At 48.2% G+C, this 19,016-nt stretch carries 22 protein-coding genes; 10 read left to right on the top strand and 12 right to left on the bottom strand.

What is annotated here, in order from left to right:
• A complete protein-coding gene (gene dps / locus JK211_RS00680) occupies window positions 1-504 on the bottom strand; it encodes a DNA starvation/stationary phase protection protein Dps (protein WP_212706740.1) in 504 nt (167 codons plus the stop codon).
• 173 nt (window positions 505-677) lie between these two features.
• A complete protein-coding gene (gene rhtA, locus JK211_RS00675) occupies window positions 678-1,577 on the bottom strand; it encodes a threonine/homoserine exporter RhtA (RefSeq protein WP_212706739.1) in 900 nt (299 codons plus the stop codon).
• 364 nt (window positions 1,578-1,941) lie between these two features.
• Here rhtA and ompX point away from each other — a divergent pair, with 364 nt between their 5' ends.
• A complete protein-coding gene (ompX, locus tag JK211_RS00670; protein WP_212706738.1) occupies window positions 1,942-2,454 on the top strand; it encodes an outer membrane protein OmpX in 513 nt (170 codons plus the stop codon).
• A gap of 287 nt (window positions 2,455-2,741) precedes the next feature.
• On the opposite strand, the gene JK211_RS00665 is transcribed toward ompX, so the two are convergent.
• Complete coding sequence (locus JK211_RS00665) at window positions 2,742-2,975, bottom strand: hypothetical protein (RefSeq protein WP_212706737.1); 234 nt, start codon at window positions 2,973-2,975, stop codon at window positions 2,742-2,744.
• 224 nt (window positions 2,976-3,199) lie between these two features.
• Here JK211_RS00665 and mntR point away from each other — a divergent pair, with 224 nt between their 5' ends.
• The 3 genes from mntR to JK211_RS00650 all read left to right on the top strand — a co-directional run bounded on the left by mntR (window position 3,200) and on the right by JK211_RS00650 (window position 6,625).
• A complete protein-coding gene (gene mntR / locus JK211_RS00660; RefSeq protein ID WP_212706736.1) occupies window positions 3,200-3,667 on the top strand; it encodes a manganese-binding transcriptional regulator MntR in 468 nt (155 codons plus the stop codon).
• Window positions 3,668-4,363: 696 nt separating this feature from the next.
• Entirely contained in the window at window positions 4,364-4,762 is a 399-nt protein-coding gene (locus JK211_RS00655) for an H-NS family nucleoid-associated regulatory protein (protein WP_212706799.1), read from the top strand.
• Between the two features lie 270 nt (window positions 4,763-5,032).
• On the top strand, window positions 5,033-6,625 hold the full coding sequence (locus JK211_RS00650; protein ID WP_212706735.1) for an ABC-F family ATPase: 1,593 nt from the start codon (window positions 5,033-5,035) through the stop codon (window positions 6,623-6,625).
• A 101-nt stretch (window positions 6,626-6,726) separates the two neighbouring features.
• Here JK211_RS00650 and JK211_RS00645 read toward each other — a convergent pair whose 3' ends face one another.
• Complete coding sequence (locus JK211_RS00645) at window positions 6,727-7,485, bottom strand: molybdopterin-synthase adenylyltransferase MoeB (RefSeq protein ID WP_212706734.1); 759 nt, start codon at window positions 7,483-7,485, stop codon at window positions 6,727-6,729.
• Window positions 7,486-7,488: 3 nt separating this feature from the next.
• Window positions 7,489-8,724, bottom strand: a complete 1,236-nt coding sequence (gene moeA / locus JK211_RS00640) for a molybdopterin molybdotransferase MoeA (protein ID WP_212706733.1) — start codon at window positions 8,722-8,724, stop codon at window positions 7,489-7,491.
• A 305-nt stretch (window positions 8,725-9,029) separates the two neighbouring features.
• On the opposite strand from moeA, the gene JK211_RS00635 reads away from it, so the two are divergent.
• Both JK211_RS00635 and JK211_RS00630 read left to right on the top strand, forming a co-directional pair.
• Window positions 9,030-9,260 (top strand): hypothetical protein, encoded by a 231-nt coding sequence (locus JK211_RS00635; protein ID WP_212706732.1) that lies wholly within the window; start codon window positions 9,030-9,032, stop codon window positions 9,258-9,260.
• 65 nt (window positions 9,261-9,325) lie between these two features.
• Complete coding sequence (locus tag JK211_RS00630) at window positions 9,326-10,525, top strand: serine hydrolase (RefSeq protein ID WP_212706731.1); 1,200 nt, start codon at window positions 9,326-9,328, stop codon at window positions 10,523-10,525.
• Between the two features lie 45 nt (window positions 10,526-10,570).
• On the opposite strand, the gene ybjG is transcribed toward JK211_RS00630, so the two are convergent.
• From ybjG to JK211_RS00615, 3 genes are all read right to left on the bottom strand, one after another.
• The gene (ybjG, locus tag JK211_RS00625; protein ID WP_212706730.1) at window positions 10,571-11,176 is read right to left on the bottom strand and encodes an undecaprenyl-diphosphate phosphatase; all 606 of its coding nucleotides are present in this window, start codon (window positions 11,174-11,176) and stop codon (window positions 10,571-10,573) included.
• A 346-nt stretch (window positions 11,177-11,522) separates the two neighbouring features.
• On the bottom strand, window positions 11,523-13,208 hold the full coding sequence (locus tag JK211_RS00620; RefSeq protein WP_212706729.1) for an aspartate:alanine antiporter: 1,686 nt from the start codon (window positions 13,206-13,208) through the stop codon (window positions 11,523-11,525).
• Window positions 13,209-13,416: 208 nt separating this feature from the next.
• The gene (locus JK211_RS00615; protein WP_212706728.1) at window positions 13,417-13,680 is read right to left on the bottom strand and encodes a GrxA family glutaredoxin; all 264 of its coding nucleotides are present in this window, start codon (window positions 13,678-13,680) and stop codon (window positions 13,417-13,419) included.
• A gap of 171 nt (window positions 13,681-13,851) precedes the next feature.
• Between JK211_RS00615 and JK211_RS00610 the strand changes: the two genes are divergently transcribed.
• The 4 genes from JK211_RS00610 to JK211_RS00595 all read left to right on the top strand — a co-directional run bounded on the left by JK211_RS00610 (window position 13,852) and on the right by JK211_RS00595 (window position 16,003).
• Window positions 13,852-14,094, top strand: coding sequence for a DUF1418 family protein (locus JK211_RS00610; RefSeq protein ID WP_212706727.1), 243 nt, complete (start codon window positions 13,852-13,854; stop codon window positions 14,092-14,094).
• A 31-nt stretch (window positions 14,095-14,125) separates the two neighbouring features.
• Window positions 14,126-14,848, top strand: a complete 723-nt coding sequence (gene nfsA, locus JK211_RS00605; RefSeq protein WP_212706726.1) for an oxygen-insensitive NADPH nitroreductase — start codon at window positions 14,126-14,128, stop codon at window positions 14,846-14,848.
• 137 nt (window positions 14,849-14,985) lie between these two features.
• Window positions 14,986-15,465, top strand: a complete 480-nt coding sequence (locus tag JK211_RS00600; RefSeq protein WP_212706725.1) for a YbjN domain-containing protein — start codon at window positions 14,986-14,988, stop codon at window positions 15,463-15,465.
• Between the two features lie 58 nt (window positions 15,466-15,523).
• Window positions 15,524-16,003, top strand: coding sequence for a YbjO family protein (locus tag JK211_RS00595; protein WP_212706724.1), 480 nt, complete (start codon window positions 15,524-15,526; stop codon window positions 16,001-16,003).
• Between the two features lie 50 nt (window positions 16,004-16,053).
• Here JK211_RS00595 and artM read toward each other — a convergent pair whose 3' ends face one another.
• Genes artM through artP form a run of 4 tightly spaced genes read right to left on the bottom strand, consistent with a single transcriptional unit; the run spans window position 16,054 to window position 18,918 of the window.
• The gene (artM, locus tag JK211_RS00590; RefSeq protein ID WP_212706723.1) at window positions 16,054-16,722 is read right to left on the bottom strand and encodes an arginine ABC transporter permease ArtM; all 669 of its coding nucleotides are present in this window, start codon (window positions 16,720-16,722) and stop codon (window positions 16,054-16,056) included.
• Window positions 16,722-17,438, bottom strand: coding sequence for an arginine ABC transporter permease ArtQ (gene artQ / locus JK211_RS00585; RefSeq protein ID WP_212706722.1), 717 nt, complete (start codon window positions 17,436-17,438; stop codon window positions 16,722-16,724). The genes artM and artQ overlap by 1 nt, the downstream gene beginning before the upstream one ends.
• Window positions 17,439-17,444: 6 nt before the next feature.
• Entirely contained in the window at window positions 17,445-18,176 is a 732-nt protein-coding gene (gene artJ, locus JK211_RS00580; RefSeq protein WP_212706721.1) for an arginine ABC transporter substrate-binding protein, read from the bottom strand.
• A 13-nt stretch (window positions 18,177-18,189) separates the two neighbouring features.
• The gene (gene artP / locus JK211_RS00575) at window positions 18,190-18,918 is read right to left on the bottom strand and encodes an arginine ABC transporter ATP-binding protein ArtP (protein WP_212706720.1); all 729 of its coding nucleotides are present in this window, start codon (window positions 18,916-18,918) and stop codon (window positions 18,190-18,192) included.
• Window positions 18,919-19,016: the final 98 nt, after the last annotated feature.

Genomic DNA, 19,016 nt, shown 5'->3' with positions numbered 1-19,016 from the left:
TTATTCAATATTCGCTTCAATAAACCACAGGAATTTATCCAGATCCCGCGACGCGGCGGTGAAGATATCTGCACTGTCTTCATCCGGAACTTCATCGATGGCTTTACGAACATCGTTAGCGACCAGCCCGTAACGCTCCGCCAGCGCGACCAGGTGTTCCTGCACTGTATGAATATTCAACGGATAGGCTTTCAGCGGAGATGCATCGTTAACCACCTGAGTGGTTCCTAATGCCACACCGCCCAGCTGAACGATACGTTCGGCAACCGTATCCTGATGATCAGTAATTGCCGTCCGGAAGCCATCCAGCATTTCGTGGACTGCGATAAAGTTGGCGCCACGCATATTCCAGTGGGCCTGTTTGGTGATTAGCGAGAGATCAATTAACTCAACGACCACGCGGCTCAGAACTTTAATGGCAGCCTTTTTATCTTTTTCGGCTACATCATTGCGGGTATAGATCAGATCAGAAGCCTTAGTTTTTACCAGTTTTGCGGTACTCATTTAGTGATTTCCTCTGTCAGTTGATCTTGTATTACAGATCTCTTTAACACGGAAATAAGTATAGCAACGGTGTCATATTTTGCACGGCAGATACACCAATCGGTGTGATTGAGATTACCAATCCCCTGATATCTCAGGGGGTGGCGAGGGGATAATGCAGCAAGGAAACAGGCTCAGGAGGATTTAACTTTAATACGGCGGATCTTATTTTTTGGCGGTTGCATTGTCAGGGTGGAGCCTGCTGAAGCAACAATAATGGCTGTTAATCCCAGCCACTGAGGCAGGGTCAGCATTTCACTAAGGAATATCATTCCTGATATTGCCGCGACTACGGGTTCCATACTCATCAGGGTACCGAATAAACGCGCGGGCAGGCGCGTCAGGGCCATCATTTCCAGAGAGTAGGGGATGGCATTTGATAATAATGCCACCAGCAGGGCCAGCGGGATGATTTCCCAATGCCAGATACCACTGTCAGCAAATGTTACGCCAATCGGTACATATACTACTGAGGCGATCAGAGAACCGACAGCCACGGTTGCCGGGCCATGCTCTGCACCGGCTTTTCTGCCAAATATAATATAGATTGCCCAGCAGGCACCTGCACAGAGGGCGAGTACTGCGCCAAGAGGATCGATATCTGACAGGCTGTCTCCCAGAGGCATCAGTAGCCCCAGGCCGGTAACTGTGACAATAATCCAGATAAAGTCAGGGATACGGCGTGAGTTTGCCAGTGCCAGAGTCAGAGGCCCTAAGAATTCCAGGGCGACACCAATGCCAAGCGGGATGGTTCGCAGGGCAAGATAGAACAGCATATTCATTCCCCCCAGCGCCAGCCCGTAGAAAATAAGCGGTCTGCGTTGTTCTTTTGTAAAGGTCAAACGCCAGGGTTTGAAAATACACCATAACATGAGGGTGGACAGGCCAAGTCGTAAAGCGGCAACTCCGGTGGCACCGGCCATAGGAAACAGGTGCTTAGCCAGTGAGGCCGCACCCTGTAACGAGATCATGGCAACCAGTAACAGCATCACAGGAAACCACAGGCTGGCGTTTTTTTTATCGGCAATGAACATTTCGTGCTATTCCGGCATCAGAAAGATTAATTTGTGGCGGAGTTTAGCTGATTGTATAAATTAACTCATCAGGCGGGTAAAATTAATACGATCGATGGTTGTTTTTTAAGCGGTGAATCTTTTTAAATGTAAAGAAATGTCCTGTTATTTTAAGAATATCCTTAAAGATTTGTCCTGAGCACAAAAAAATTACGCAGAGATTACAGGAGTAATCTAAAATAAAATCAGTGCATTACAGTTGACTGGTAACTTTCTGTTACACCAAACAATCTGTTAGACAATAAAATATCGGCAGAGTTTCTTGCTGGTTTTTGTTATATTTTCCCCGTTGTCAGGAAAAAGTCGTTTCACATTTGAGGTGATTATGAAAAAAATTGCATGTCTTTCAGCATTAGCTTGCGTACTGGCAGTATCTGCCGGTTCTGCAATGGCACAGAGCACCGTTAGCGCAGGTTACGCACAGAGTGACTACCAGGGCGTACTGAACAAAGCTAATGGTTTCAACCTGAAATATCGCTACGAAGATGGTTCTAACCCGCTGGGTTGGATCGGATCTTTCACCTACACTGAAAAAGACCGTACTATTGATGGTTATTACCAGAAAGGTCAGTACTACGGCTTCACTGGTGGTCCTGCTTACCGTCTGAACGACTGGGTCAGCATCTACGGTGTTGTCGGTATCGGTTTCGGTAAATACCAGCTGAACGACCAGACTGCTTACAACAAGAAAGATAGCAGCGATGTTGGTTTCTCTTATGGTGCAGGCCTGCAGTTTAACCCAATCGAAAACGTTGCAGTTGACGTTGGTTACGAGCAGAGCCGTATCCGCAGCGTCGACGTTGGTACCTGGATCACTGGTATCGGCTACAGCTTCTAAGTTTACTTAGACTGTCCTGTAGAAAAAACGGCCCCCGCGGCCGTTTTTTTATGCCTTTGTTTCAGTGATGGCCTTGCTGCACATTCTGTTAGTCTGTATCTCTCCGCTCTGAAAAATGATGGTGCCAGGCACAGATCTTCCGTTGCACCTTCTGTCCGGAACCTCCCTGCGTTGGCAGTCAAACGGGTTACTGAACCATGCACCTTAACGGGCAAACAACAGCAACGGTTCCATTGTATGCATCGGCAGTCTGAACTTTACCGGCAGAGCATTCTCTGAGCGTAAATTTACAGGATTTTTACCGGAATAGGATGCAGGTGACGGAAACGGCTGGCAGGTAATGGCAGCAATGTCTGTTGTCTGGTTTTTTTAAACTGCTGAAACAACATATTCAGTAACAATAACCGCAGGCTGAAGGGCGAACGTAAATATATGCATTTCAGCCACTGATAACTGTGACGATTAACAGAGGCCAAAGATAGCTGGTGCTTACAGATGCCGCAGGTTACTGATTTTTTCATGGCTGCTTCTCCTCTGCCTAAGACTGCCGGTTGGTACAGCACGACACACTGGCTGGCGAACAATAACCATACCTTCTGTGTCTGCAGTAAGATATAGCATTTGCTATATCATTTAGCCATGGCTATTGATGAAAAATTTGAGCTTCTGTGCAGCTGGTTTACAATACCGGACAGATTGCCGGTTTCTGCCCACGGAACTGGCAAGATTATAATGAGGAAGTTTAATGAACCGTCGAGCAAATAATGTCAGTTCCCTGCCGGGGGCAATTAAAGATGTCGAGGATCATGCCGAAGGGTTTCGGCAGGTCAGGGAAGCACATCGCAGGGAATTAATTGATGATTATGTTGAGCTGATATCCGACCTGATTCATGAATTTGGTGAAGCAAGGCAGGTTGATATGGCAGCGAGGCTGGGTGTCTCTCAGCCGACGGTTGCTAAGATGCTGAAGAAACTGGCGGCTAGCGGACTGGTAGAGCAGGTACCTTATCGCGGGGTATTTCTGACAGCAGAAGGGGAAACTCTGGCAGAACAAAGCAGGGAACGGCACCATATTGTCGAAGCTTTTTTACTGACATTAGGCGTCAGCCCGGATACTGCCCACCGTGATGCTGAAGGTATTGAACATCATGTCAGTGAAGAAACACTGGCGATATTTAAAGCGTTTAACCAGCAATATCAGTCAGAAAAATAAATTATCTGGCAGTGTGCAGGATCTCCGATAGCAATCACTTAAGACAACCCGCGGTGACGTGTGGTTGTTTTTTTTGTCCTCAGATAACAGCCAACAGATTACTTTTTCAGTTGTTGCTATAAACTTCCTGAGAAGCCTGCTGTCAGTTCGGATTATTTTTATATCCGGCTGAAAACATAATATTTTTCTGTATATATTCTGTGATATTTAATCTCAGGAAGAAACGGCACTATTCCTTTGCCTGTAGTGACGCAAACGATTCAACAAAACCATTAACCACTCAGCGAGAGTCTGTATGTGGCATAATAAGCTTACAGCCCGGAAGGTTATCTGTCTGAATTTTGATTAGTTGTATTGGTAATGCGTTGCAATATCAGGTACAAAATTCAGCTTCAATTGTCATGTTATGATTAGAAAAGAAGATTTAAGTAATTAATGTCTGCGGAATGTAATGTCCGCCGTTATCATTTTCTATAAGAGTTATCTTGCTTACGGGGTTATGCTAAGAGGGAGTACCGGAGAGCTGGTTATCTGCAGCACTGTTAAATGAGCGTTAATTTTTATTCAGCCTGTAACCGATAATGCTAAATTTAAAATTTAAATTTTATAATCAGTATTCGGCTATTTATTTTTTTATTTAAATTAGGTAACCTCAGCTCCACAGTTATTTGTACCCGGATAAGCAAGGAAAATATGATGAGTGATGCATTTAAAGTTCTCAATAACATTCGTACTCTGCGTGCGCAGGCCCGTGACCTGGCATTAAGTGATCTGGAAGAAGTTCTGGAAAAACTGACTGTTGTTGTTAATGAACGTCGCGAAGAAATTGAAGCTGAACAAGCTCAGAATCGTGAGAAAGAAGAAAAACTGACTAAGTACCGTGAAATGTTGCTGGCCGACGGTATTGACCCTAACGAATTACTGGGTTCAATTGAGGTGAGCAAAAAACGTGTAAAACGCGCCCCGCGTCCTGCTAAATATAAATACACCGATGAAAACGGTGAAACTAAATCATGGACCGGCCAGGGCCGTACACCAGCCGCGATCAAAAAAGCGCTGGACGAAGGTAAAAGCCTGGACGATTTCCTGATCTAATCAGGTGCAAACTCCTTGTTAGTGGGAGAGCCAGTGACATTCTGTTACTGGCTTTTTTGCTTTTATCAGTCACGTGATTAAGACGCAGTACAGGCCAGAGCAGACAACTGACATAAAATCCGTCGGTTATTGTTTCAGTTACTTTTAGCAAATGGTACTGTCTGCTGTTATATAAGATCACTGAATCTCGCTGTGTCAGAAAGTACAGCAACCGTCTGGCTTTCTGAACCACAATTTTTCCTGAATCCGATTTATCTATAAGGCTATCCCGTGTTAGTAACCAGTAATGTGACGATGCAGTTTGGCAGTAAGCCATTGTTTGAAAATATCTCTGTAAAGTTCGGCGGAGGGAATCGTTATGGTTTAATTGGTGCCAACGGCAGCGGTAAGTCAACGTTTATGAAGATCCTGGGCGGTGATTTACAGCCAAGTGCCGGAAATGTCTCTTACGATCCTAATGAGCGGATTGGTAAATTACGCCAGGATCAGTTTGCGTTCGAAAACTTTACGGTCCTTGATACGGTCATTATGGGGCATAATGAACTCTGGGAAGTAAAACAGGAACGTGACCGTATTTATTCTTTACCTGAAATGAGTGAAGATGAAGGTTATAAAGTGGCTGAACTGGAAGTTCAGTATGGTGAAATGGATGGATACACTGCAGAAGCCCGGGCAGGAGAACTATTATCAGGTGTGGGCATCCCTCAGGAACAGCATTACGGCCCCATGAGCGAAGTTGCACCAGGATGGAAATTACGTGTGTTACTGGCACAGGCGCTGTTTTCTAACCCTGATATATTGTTGCTGGATGAGCCAACCAACAACCTGGATATAGATACTATCCGCTGGCTTGAGCAGGTATTAAACGAGCGTAACAGTACCATGGTGATCATTTCCCACGATCGCCACTTTCTGAATATGGTATGTACGCATATGGCGGATCTGGATTACGGTGAACTGCGGGTCTATGCCGGAAATTATGATGAGTATATGACTGCGGCAACTCAGGCCCGTGATCGTTTATTATCAGATAATGCGAAAAAGAAAGCACAGATCGCTGAATTACAGTCCTTCGTGAGCCGCTTTAGTGCCAATGCCTCTAAATCCCGCCAGGCAACATCACGAGCCAAACAAATAGATAAAATTAAACTGGATGAAGTTAAAGCATCCAGCCGTCAGAACCCTTTTATCCGTTTCGAACAGGATAAAAAATTATTCCGTAATGCATTGCAAACGGAAGAATTAAGTAAAGGTTTTGATAAGGGACCATTATTTAACCGTCTTAATTTATTACTGGAAGTCGGGGAAAAGGTCGCAATTATCGGTGCCAATGGTATTGGTAAAACCACACTGCTGAAAACCCTGATGGGGGAAGTTGCGCCGGATAACGGCACCGTGAAATGGTCGGAAAATGTCTTGCAGGGATATTATGCCCAGGACCATGCGGCTGACTTTGCTAATGATCTGACCGTCTTCGACTGGATGAGCCAGTGGAAACAGGAAGGTGACGACGAGCAGGCAGTGCGTGGTATTCTTGGCAGGCTGTTATTTTCTCAGGATGATATTAAGAAACCGGCAAAAGTGCTGTCAGGTGGTGAGAAAGGCCGCATGCTGTTCGGTAAGCTGATGATGGCCCGGCCAAATGTGCTGGTAATGGATGAACCTACCAACCACCTGGATATGGAATCTATCGAATCCCTGAATATGGCACTGGAGATGTATGAAGGAACGCTGATCTTCGTTTCTCATGACCGTGAATTCGTCAGCTCACTGGCCACACGTGTGATTGAGATAAAAGCTGAGGGTATTACCGACTTCACTGGCAGCTATGATGATTATCTGCGTAGTCAGGGGATTGCCTGATTTCCCGCAACAGGAGAATACCCGGCGGCGATAAGCCTCCGGGTAGCTCCCGAACACCAGGCTAAGGCCTCAGGCAAGCCTTAGCCTGTAGCAGAGGGGAATTACTGAGCAGGCTGACCACAAATTTCGCAATCAGGATCGGGCTGCAGGCGCATTTCACGAAACCGGGCCGTCATTGCGTCATACAGCAGGATTTTTCCGCCCCGGCTGTCACCATAACCCGTAAGCACTTTCAAGGTTTCCATGGCCTGCATCGCACCAATAACACCGACCAGCGGAGCCATTACACCTGCTTCGACACAGCTTAGTGTCTGATCGCCAAACAACCGGCTCATGCAACGGTAGCAGGGTTCACCTTTCTGCCAGCGAAAGACGGTTAGCTGTCCTTCCATACGGATAGCTGCCCCGGAGATTAAGGGGATTTTATGGCGATAGCATGCCGCGTTCAGGTATTCACGGGTGGTAACATTATCACTGCAGTCAAGAACCGCATGGTGATGCTGTACCAGGGCATCCGCATTATCATTGGTTAATTGCTGACAGAGGGGTGTGAGAGTGACCCAGGGGTTCAGCTTCTGTAATGACAACACGGCAGAGTCGGTTTTTGCCATCCCGAGAGTATCATCGTTATGTAAAATCTGCCGTTGCAGGTTGGACAAAGATACGGTGTCAAAATCCAGTAACGTTAACTGTCCGACCCCCGCAGACACCAGCCAGGGGGCTGCGGCAGAGCCGAGCCCACCCAGGCCTGCAACTAACACTTTTGATGCCTTCAACTGTTCCTGGCGGTCAAAGTCAAACCCCTGTAATACCAGCTGACGGTTGTAACGCATAATTTCTGCATCATTCAGTGGCATCATGGCTCAGTCACTCAGCAGATCATTAAAAGGCTCAATCGTGACATTTTCACCGCTCTGAACGGCTCCCCGTTCACGTTCCAGCACAATAAAACAGTTGGCTTTAGAAAATGAACTGAATATATGCGACCCCTGGTGCGGGGCAGGGGTAACCTGCAGGGTGCCATCTGCTGTGGCAGAAAAATATCCACGCTGAAAATCAATCCTGCCAGGCATTTTCCGCAGTGATGTACTGGTTCTGGCGGTTAAACGGGCGGCGAGTCCGCTGTGCTGCTGGCCGAGTAAACGCGCCAGCATTGGCTGTACCAGCTGATAGAACGTGACTACCGCGGAAACAGGATTGCCGGGCAAGCCACAAAACCAGCTTTCTGACAGACGACCAAAAGCAAAAGGCTTACCGGGCTTGATTGCCAGTTTCCAGAAAGTGACGGTGCCCAGCGCTTCAAGCATATCGCGGGTGAAATCGGCTTCCCCGACCGAAACCCCGCCGGTACTGATGACTACATCGGCCTGACGGTTGGCTTCCTCAAAGGCCTGTTTCAGTAACTGCTGATCATCGGCGATGATGCCTAAATCGACCACCTCACAACCCAGTTTTTCCAGCATCAGACGGATAGCAAACCGGTTAGTATCGTACAATTGCCCTGCCTGCAGTGGCTGCCCTACCGGCACCAGTTCATCACCGGTCGAAAATATAGCGACCCGCAGTTTACGTAATACGCTGACCTCGCTGATCCCTAAAGATGCGAGTAATGGCAGTTGTGAAGCGCCCAGCCGGACACCCGCTTCCAGAATCTGGTCACCGGCACGGATATCCTCTCCGGTACGACGGATATTTTGTCCGGCAACCACCTCAGCGGTAAACGTTATTCCCTGTTCACTGCTATTGGCCTGTTCCTGCATAACAACCGCATCGGTACCGGCAGGCACCGGTGCTCCGGTCATAATGCGGATGACGGTACCCCGTGGCCATTCGCCGTTAAACGGATTTCCTGCCAGCGCTTTACCGGCAACCGGTAATGGCCGTGACAGAGCCAGGTCATCCAGGCGGACGGCATAACCATCCATCGCTGAATTATCAAATCCGGGTACAGCCATGGGTGAAATCACCGGATCGGCGGTGATTCTTCCGGCCGCATCATTCAGTGCCAGTTGAAGCTTGTCACGGATGGGAGAGATTTGTAGCTGGATTAAATGCTGTGCATCTTCCAAAGAGATAAGTCCGGAAGTATAAGGTTCCATAGTGGCTCCTGCCAGGTTAACGATGCGCGGAGGGCAAGTGTATATTTACCTTGTCCGGTAATACAGATCACACACTAAGAATAGCATTTTAGCCACCGGAGAGGGTAACAATAGCCGGCAGGATCCGCTGCCAAAAAGTATTGCTGAATAAGTATCTGTAATATCATTTATGCTACTTTGAGTATTTCCTCGTTATGTTTCAGCGTGATTAATGTATGGTTATAGTGACGTCATGTCGGTTTCAGTCGGCAGAGTGAGCATCAGCCGTGGTCAGTGAAGTTATCCGGCCCGGAGAAAAAGTCTCTGTGGAAAAATCAGCTAACAGCCTGTCTCTGGTCGGAAATTTTCGTATGTATGCTTTTGGTAAAGAGAGGCGGCAAAGTATACAATCCCTGCGGGCTTATGTTATTGATAGTCCAGTGAACAACTCAGCAGAGTTTATACCGGTGCTGAATATCCTTCCGGTGTGCTCAGCGATTCCTGAGGTCATTCAGGAAATGTATTTACCGGCTCAACAACAGTTAAGTTCTGGTTGATAAAATCCTGCGGATGAACCACATTTTCGAAACTTATCTCTTTTAACAAGGACGGACTGTTAATCATGCAAAAGACATGTCACTCCCCCCGATATCGCGCCGTGATGATAGCTCTGTTACTGGTCTCCCCGGTGCTGGCGCATGCAGATCAACCCGCTGATGCCCCGCAGATCGATGCCAAAGCATGGATCCTGATGGACTACAACAGCGGTAAAGTACTGGCAGAATCCCATGCCGATGACCGGCTTGACCCTGCCAGTCTGACCAAAATGATGACCAGTTATGTGGTGGGTCAGGCTTTAAAATCCGGGAAAATAAAATCTACGGATATGGTCTCCATCGGGCAGGATGCCTGGGCAACCGGTAATCCTAAACTGCGTGGTTCTTCGCTGATGTTTTTAAAACCCGGAGATCAGGTATCGGTCTCTGATTTAAATAAAGGCATCGTGATTCAGTCCGGCAATGATGCCTGCATTGCATTAGCTGATTATGTTGCCGGAAGTCAGAGTGCGTTTATCGACCTGATGAATAACTATGTAAAACAACTGGGATTGCAGAATACGCATTTTTCAACAGTTCATGGACTGGATGAACCGGGACAATACAGTACAGCTCGTGATATGGCACTGATTGGCCAGGCTTTAATCCGTGATGTTCCCGACGAGTATGCATTAAACAAGGAAAAAGAATTTTCCTTTAATAATATACGTCAGCCTAACCGTAACCGGCTGCTGTGGAGTACTGACTTACAGGTTGATGGTATTAAAACAGGTTATACCTCGGGCGCCGGTAATAACCTGGTGGCATCCGCGACGTCGGGGAATATGCGGCTGATCTCCGTAGTTCTGGGTGCTAAAACGGATGCTATCCGGTTCAGGGAAAGTGAGAAATTACTCAACTGGGGTTTCCGCTATTATGAAACAGTATTTCCGATAAAAGCCGACAAACCCTTTGTTCAGCAGCGAGTCTGGTATGGTGACAGCAAATATGCAGATTTAGGAGTGATGGCGAATACAGCGGTCACCTTGCCGAGAGGCCAGGTCAATAATCTGAAAGCGGGTTACACCCTGAACACACCGGTCCTGGAAGCGCCGCTGAATAAAGGGCAGGTTGTCGGGACTGTCAACTTCCAGCTCGGGGGCAAGGTAATTGATCAGAAGCCGCTGGTGGTTATGGAAGAAGTGAAACAGGGGAGCTTTTTTAGTCGTATCCTGGACTTTATAAGTATGAAAATCAGCACGCTATATCAGAAATGGTTTGGCTGATTATGAGAACGGGCAAAGCCTGATCGCTTTGCCCGTAACAGAGGTTTAAGGGTGAACCCATCCTTTGCGGATCAATGGGCCAAATAACCGGCTATAGAGGGTGCCTGCTAAAGATAACAGCCGCTCGCCGTACAGGGACCATCCGCATTGAGAAGCGATGCAGCCAAGCATTCCCACCAGAAAACCACCCAGCATATCCAGTGGCCAGTGAACTCCGAGGTAGACCCTTGACCAGGCAATGGCGATACCTGCCACCATCAGGATCACACCCGACCATAATCTGTGCCAGCAGATAAATGCCAGGGCAACTGTGAAAATAACAGTGCCGTGATCGCTCGGGTAGGAACCATCAGCGCTGTGACTGAGAAACTGATACCCGAGGCCGATAGCGAACGGGCGCGGATGCGGATAAATAAAGGCAACCACAGTGGCAATCCCCAGGGCATACACCAGCGCTGTCGCTGTTTTTAATACCAGTACCCGCTGGCTGGTGACCTTCCTGTCTGGCCCCCATAACCACAGAGCAACGATCAGTAACGGGACTATTGCAATCAGGTCTTTGGCGAAGAAAAGAGCCAGTTCGATGATTGCCCGGGGGGAGTCCGGTGTGGCGTTAATCCACAGGAACAGGATGTGGTTAAGGTTTTCCATGGTGTTCAGGCGGTCCTTTCATCATTCAGCGTGATACAACAGTGCTTGGCGTCAGTGATTTATATAAATCAGAGCGTCATATTACCATCGGGTGATTAAGGCTAGCTTAACAGCATAAAACAACGCGACAGAAAGTAAATAATCCTGGTCTTAATTCTTGTTTATCTGTGCTTTTGTTACACAACCACACAAAATGCGAGGTCCGGGGAGGCATTGTTGCTCCGACACAAAAAGAAAAACCCGCCAGTGAACTGGCGGGACCCTGAAGTGACGGGGTTTTAAAGAAAAGCAGTGGCACAGGTTATGACGGTCCGGGACAGAGAAAGTTCGCTGTCCCTTTTTAAATTCAGCCGGTCAGAGGCCAGAGTAGCACGATAAGTGTGCCGGCCAGCGTCAGTAACACGTTGGCTATGGCATAGGTACCCGCATAACCAAGGGCAGGGATACTGCTGCGTGCTGTATCGGTAATGATTTCCATCGCCGGGGCACAGGTTCTGGCACCCATCAGCGCCCCGAACAGCATGGCGCGGTTCATACGCAGTACATAAGCACCAAATAAATAAGCGATGACCACCGGAATCAGGCTGACCAGTAAACCACACAGCAACATAGCCAGGCCCGCGTTACCAAGACCATGATTAATACCACTGCCTGCACTCAGGCCGACCCCGGCCATAAATACCATCAGACCAAACTCTTTGACCATCGTTAATGCGCCCTGCGGGATATAGCCAAAAGTAGGATGGTTCGCACGTAAAAATCCCAGCATAATACCGGCGAACAGTAACCCGGCCGCATTACCGATACCAACGTTAAAATTACTGAACTGGAAAGTGATCATACCGATCATCAGGCCAACCACAAAAAATGCACAGAAAGCCAGCAGATCGGTGACCTGACTATGAATGGCAATAAAGCCAATCCGGTCAGCAATACTCTTTACCCGTTTCGCTTCCCCGCTCACCTGGAGAATATCGCCTTTATTGAGGATAATATCGTCATCAATAGGCATTTCGATCTGGTTACGGATCACGCGGTTAAGGAAACAACCATGATCCGTTAAACGCAGTTTACCCAGTCTTTTATTCACCGCATTATGGTTTTTCACCACAATTTCTTCGGTGACAATACGCATATCCAGCAGTTCACGATCAAAAACTTCTTTACCATGACGAAAACTCGGATCCAGCCGTGCATGGGCATCAGGATAGCCAACCAGAGAAATATCATCCCCTTGTTGCAGTACCGCATCACCGTCCGGACTGGCCAGAATACCATTACGTCTGATCCGCTCGATATAACAACCGGTTTGCCGGTAGATACCCAGCTCACGCAGGTTTTTCCCGTCACTCCATTCGACCAGTTCCAGACCGACACGGTAAGCCCGGATTACCGGTAAAAATACTTTGCGCTGACTATCTGCATCCAGCCCGCGTTCACGGGCAATCTGCTGGGCACTGGTCGGTAAATCCTGGTGTTGTAACCTTGGCAGGTAACGGGCACCGAGGATTAGACTGACCAGCCCTATCAGGTAGGTCAGAGCGTAACCGAGACTGAGGTGATCCTGCATAAGTGTCAGTTGTTTACCGTCACTGACACTCTGACGGAGTGTATCTCCGGCACCGACTAATACCGGCGTTGATGTCATTGAACCGGCCAGCATCCCGGCAGTCAGGCCGATATCCCAGTGGAAAGCTTTACCTAACCCCAGGGCCAGCAGCAGTGCGCTGATCACCATCACTGATGCCAGCATAAAATAGTTTTTCCCGTCGCGGAAAAAGATAGAAAAAAAGTTAGGCCCGGCTTCCACCCCGACACAAAAGATAAACAACATAAATCCAAGGCTTAACGCATTGGTATTGATCGAAAAATGTTGCTGTCCAAGTAACAGTGACATGACCAATACCCCGATAGAACTGCCGAGCTGAATACTGCCGATACGGAGTTTCCCCAGACAAAGCCCCAGAGAAAGCACAACGAATAACAGCAGGACGTCATTGGCACTCAGCAGGTTGACGACGTTGATGTTCACAAATTAACTTCTTATCCGCAAAAAGGAAGGAACAATAAAGTCAGCGGCCGATCAGGGACGAGGGATACCGTTGACGGAAAGGCGTTATTCTAAACGGATTTCTGCAGGCAGGCTATCAGTGGCTCAGGGAAAAAAGATGAAAAATACCGGTAAAACAGGCGGTAAAAAAGCGCAGGGTGCAGGATAATCCCTGCCCCCTGGTCAGCATTTACTGGAATAATCCCAGATTTTCTTTCGCATAGGCCTGAAATTCAGTGAACCCACCGACATGCAGCTGGTCAAGGAAGATTTGTGGTACGGTTTCTACCGGTTTACCGACGGTTTTTTCCAGGTCAGCTTTAGTGATCCCTTCTGCCTGAATGTCGACATAGCGATAGCTAAAATCTTCACGTTGTTCGGTCAGTTTTTCCGCCAGTTCTTTCGCACGAACACAATAAGGGCAGCCCGGACGACCAAAAATAACTGCAAACATGGTGATCTCCTGAAATAAGTAATATCACATTTAAATAGGGTCAAGACTGTGTATCATGCCTGTCGGAAGAGATGAATTAAAGCAGGAAATACCTGTTACTCTGAATGTTACTATCAATCAGCCCGACAGGCGGGTATCTGCCGCACAATCAGTAAAAGAGAGCAATAACTAATGCCCGATAGTAATCGTTTACCCCGCAGCCTGATCATCACGGAGCTCATCGGCGTTTTTTTTATCCTGATGGCCCTGGTACTACTTAACAGCAATTTTGCGTTCGGCACCGGGACAGAAAATCACTTTCTGGCAAAAGCCAGTCTGTTTTGCGGCGTAATCCTGATATTACCTGCAGTGTGTGTACTGATCTGGCGTACCGTTGTAGCAATGTTAGTGCGCGACACGGCTCAGAAAAAGTAACAGTATCAATGACAGTATCAAGGAGAGAGTAATGACCCCCACCATCGACCTGCTTTGCGATCATCGCTCAGTCCGTGCTTATAAACCGCAACCGGTCAGTGAACAGCAACGTGAGGCAATTTTTCGTGCAGCGCAGTCGGCTTCAACCTCCAGCTTTCTGCAATGTTCATCAATTATTCGTATCAGCGATCGTGAAAAACGGAATACGCTGGCTGAACTGGCAGGACATCAGCCCTGGGTAAGTGAGGCTGCCGAGTTCTGGGTGTTCTGCGCAGACTTTAATCGCCATCAGCAAATCTGTCCTGATGCCGAACTGGGTCTGGCTGAACAATTATTGCTGGGCTGTGTGGACACGGCGCTGATGGCTCAAAATGCAATGGTTGCCGCAGAATCTCTGGGGATGGGCGGGGTTTTTATCGGTGGCCTGCGTAATCATCCTTATGAGGTGAGCGAATTACTTGATTTACCACGTTTTGTACTACCATTGTTCGGTTTATGTATTGGCTGGCCTGATGATCGTCCGGAGATAAAGCCCCGGCTGCCCTTATCTTTACTGGTACACGACAACCAATACCAGCCCATGGATGCGCAAGAGCTGCAGGCATATGATCAGCATATTCTCGCCTATTATCAGCAGCGCAACAGTAATGCCCGTCAGGAAAGCTGGAGCGGAATGATTCAGCGAATGCTTATCAAAGAAAACCGTCCGTTTATGCTTGATTTCCTCCACCAGCAAGGCTGGGCCAACCGCTGAGACCGGATGATTATCGCCACCGGCAGTGATGGTACTGCCGGGTTCTGTGGCTAAGATAGCGCTTTTTGCCTGATATCATGGAGTTCACGGTGGTTTTTGCGTAATCTATTGCGCTGCCACTTCAGCCGGATATGAATATGGATACCCTTGTCAGACCCGAACTTGAGACACTGTGTGACTGGATGGATAAGCAACATATCGAGTGGTTCGAATGCGATAGTTGCCGGGCTTTGCATTTGCCTGCGATGCAGAATTTCGACGGGGTCTTTGATGCTAAACTGGATATTGCGGACAATGTCATCCTGTTTACCGCCAGAGCTGAGGTCAGGCCTTCGGCCTTATTATTACTGGCGGGTGAACTGTCTCAGGTCAATGCCAGCTCTCTGACGGCAAAAGCCTTTCTGGATATTCAGGATGATACCCTGCCAAAACTGATTGTTTGTCAGTCCCTGAATATCGAATGTGGTATTACCCTGTCCCAGTTCACTTATTTTATGCAGCAAAGTGAAGCTCAGATTTCTATGATTATTATGGAAGCGTTTGCTAACCGGATGCTGATTTACCCTGATGATCCTGACGGACAACCTCCTGTGCTTCATCACGCCATGCTGCACTGATTTCGCCGACAGATTGCGGTTCACAACCCGCGGGTTGTGATTAACAGGAGGAGCGACTATGTCAGCAACGCCTTTTTTTTCTGCCGGACGTTTACCGGCTCCGGTGCTTGCCGCCGCGATTGCTATTCTTCTGACGCGTCTTTTTAATCTGCTGATGTTTGTTTTTCAGCCTGACGGAGCTCAGCACGGTGAGCTATTACCTCAGTTAAGTCTGCTACCCGGTTATCTGTTGCTGTTCAGCCTGGTGCTGGTGGTATATTTATCGGAAATTGCCACTGCGGTTGCATTACTGGCGGGCAAACCCGGCGGAAGAAAAATGTTTATCGGTTGCCAGGGATTGCTGTTATTGCTGGTCATCGTGATCTGCTGGCCGGGGGACGGGGCACTGCCCGGTATCGATATGGAGGACGCACAACAGTTAGGCCGTCATCTGTTACTGCAAAAAATCCCTGATGTACTTATTTTGCTGATGCTTTATATACCTGCCAGCAGCCATGGTTTCTTTAAAGGGCACAACCTTGCCGGAAGAACAGACTGAGGGGGCAGACAGAAGTGTGCGGGTGAGCCGGAACCCACCCGCCAGACAGACTAATTACGTCGTTCAAACCGCAGGGCATAGTATTCGACACCGCGCATGAGTAAGGTCAGTAATCCATTAACACACAGATAAATAATACCGGCGGCGACAAATACCGATACATCGTAGGTTCTGCCATATAATAATTGCCCTTCACCCATGACATCCATCAGTGTGATGGTATAGGCCAGTGAGGTACTTTTAAAAATCAGTACCACTTCATTTGAGTACGCCGAAAGTGCGCGTTTAAAAGCATACGGCAGCAAAATACGCAATGTCTGGCCTTTACTCATACCGAGGGCGGCACAGGACTGCCACTGTCCGGAGGGAATGGCTTTGACAGCACCGTAAAACAACTGGGTGGTATAGGCGGCACTGTTCAGGGACAGGGCAAGGATGGCGCATAGCCAGGGCTGTGATAATAATGCCCAGAGTGTCGGATAGTGTTGTAATTGCGGGAACTGACCCGGGCCGTAATAGATCAGGAAAATCTGTACCAGTAAAGGCGTACCGGTAAACAGGGTTATATAAATCCTGACCAGACGGCTGGCAAAAGGTTTTTTCAGTGCCAAAATCAGGGTAAAAATAACCGCCAGTATCAGGGCAATCACCATCGACGTCAGGGTAAGGAACAGGCTGATATGCAGGCCTTTCAGCAGTTGAGGAAAATACTCAGCCATTAAGCGTTCTCCTGTTCAAACCGGGTCGTGTGCTGTTCTATTCGCCGTAAGATAAACTGGCTGACCAGGGTAACAACCAGGTAAATTGCAGCAGCGATTAAATACCAGGTAAAAGGCTGCTGGGTGCGGGTGGCGATACTTTTGGTCTGTAACATTAGATCATTAACACTGATGAGCGAAACCAGGGCCGTATCCTTTAACAGCACCATCCACTGATTTCCCAGTCCCGGCAGTGCATGCCGCCACATCTGGGGCAAAATCAGCCGACGGAAGATGGTCAGCTTTTTCATACCCAGTGCCTGGCCTGATTCCCACTGACCAGCAGGTATCGCTTTCAGGGCACCACGTAACGTCTGTGATGCATAAGCAGAATACAACAGCGATAATGCAATCACCCCGCAAAGAAAGGGGCTGACATTAAAGTCATTAATGGTCATCTGAATATGGAGCCGGGTAAAGCCCAGCGGGAGGGTAAATCCGTCGGATAAGGTCAGCAACAGCTGGGAAGACCCGAAATAGATCCCCAGAACGACCAGAATCTCCGGCAAGCCGCGCAGCACGGTAACCAGCAGCGTGCCCGGCCATGCCAGGATTTTAATCCGCAGTGATTCCCAGCCAGCAAACAGCATAGCCAGCAGCAGGCCAATCAGTAATGCGCAAACGGCAAGGCCGACGGTCATCCCGGCGGCGCTTGCGAGAGGAAGTAACTCGTTCATCAGAAATTACTGCTGGAACCATTTGTGGTAGATCGTCTGATAAGTACCGTCAGCTTTCACTTCTGACAGGCCTTTATTCAGGGACTGCTGCAAAGGCGTGTTGCCCTGACGGACGGCAATACCCAGACCGGTACCGAAATAGTCTTTATCGGTAACTTTGGCACCAACGGCGGCTAATTTAGGATCTTTTTTCAGCCATTCGTTAACCACCGCGGTGTCTCCGAATACTGCGCTCACCCGGCCATTCTCAAGGTCCAGCATAGCGTTCTGGTAACTGTCATAAGGTACCATGGTGATTTCAGGGTGTTTATCGGTCAGGAACTTCTGGTGAGTTGTCCCATTCTGTACCCCGACCCGCATTCCTTTCAGGGCCGCGATATCCGCGACTTTTCCTTTCTGAGCGATAAATAATGCTGAGTTATCGTAGTATGGCTGAGTAAAGAGTACCTGTTTTTCACGATCAGGGGTGATATCCATTCCGGCCATGACTACATCATAACGGCGGAATTTCAGGCCCGGGATCAGGCTGTCAAACGACTGATTACTGAACTCGCAGGTAGCGTCAATTTTTTTACAAATCGCATTAGCCAGATCCACATCAAAGCCCTGGATTTTGTTATCGGCCCCGATAAACTCAAACGGAGGATAAGATGCTTCGGTGGCAAAGTGCAGAGTTGTTGCTGCAGATGCGCTTAAACTTACGCCGGCGAGCAGGGCAGCTAAAATAATTTTTTTCATAGTTATTACCCGGTTAATGAGAAAGATAGTTGGCGAATTCAGGGGTCTGTGGCTGACTCAAATGGCTGGCATCCCCCTGTTCAATAATATGCCCGTTTTCCATGTAAACTACGCGGCTGGCGGTTTTTCTGGCAACTTCCACTTCATGAGTTACGATGACCTGAGTAATATTGGTCCGTGATAACTCACGAATAATGTCGACAACCTGGCCGGTAATTTCCGGATCAAGAGCAGCCGTAGGCTCGTCAAACAATAATACCTGTGGTTCCATCATCAGAGCCCTGGCAATGGCAACACGTTGCTGCTGTCCGCCTGAAAGATGCAGCGGAAAGCGTCCGGCAAAGGGGGTCAGTTTCAGCCGTTCCAGCAAGGTGCTGGCACGCTGGCTGGCAACGGCCTTATTTAATCCGAGAACCCGGCAGGGGGCTTCGGTCAGATTCTGCATTACCGTCAGGTGTGGCCACAGATTGTATTGCTGAAATACAATCCCGACATTGCGGCGAAGTTCCCGAATCTCATTTTCTGCGGGTTTATTACGAAAATTAAACCGGTTACCGGCAATAGAAAGTTCGCCGGAACGTGGCATCTCCAGTAAATTGAGTACCCGGAGGAGTGAGCTTTTACCTGCACCACTGGGACCGAGCAGAACCATCGTTTCGCCCTGCGGGCAATTCAGTTCGATATCGAACAGCGCCTGGTGATCGCCATAAAAGCAGTTAATCCCGTGAAGTTGAATACTCATGCGCAAAAATTGAATAGTGGTAAAGTGCTCTGATAGTAACGTTGACGGCATAGTTATGCAATTATAGCGGTTGAAAATTATTTAAATGCCTTGTGTGG

It is taken from the genome of Tatumella sp. JGM130 (genome assembly GCF_018257525.1).
GTDB lineage: Bacteria > Pseudomonadota > Gammaproteobacteria > Enterobacterales > Enterobacteriaceae > Tatumella > Tatumella punctata.
Note: the sequence above shows the minus strand (reverse complement) of the source record. Positions and strands in the feature narration are given on the sequence as shown.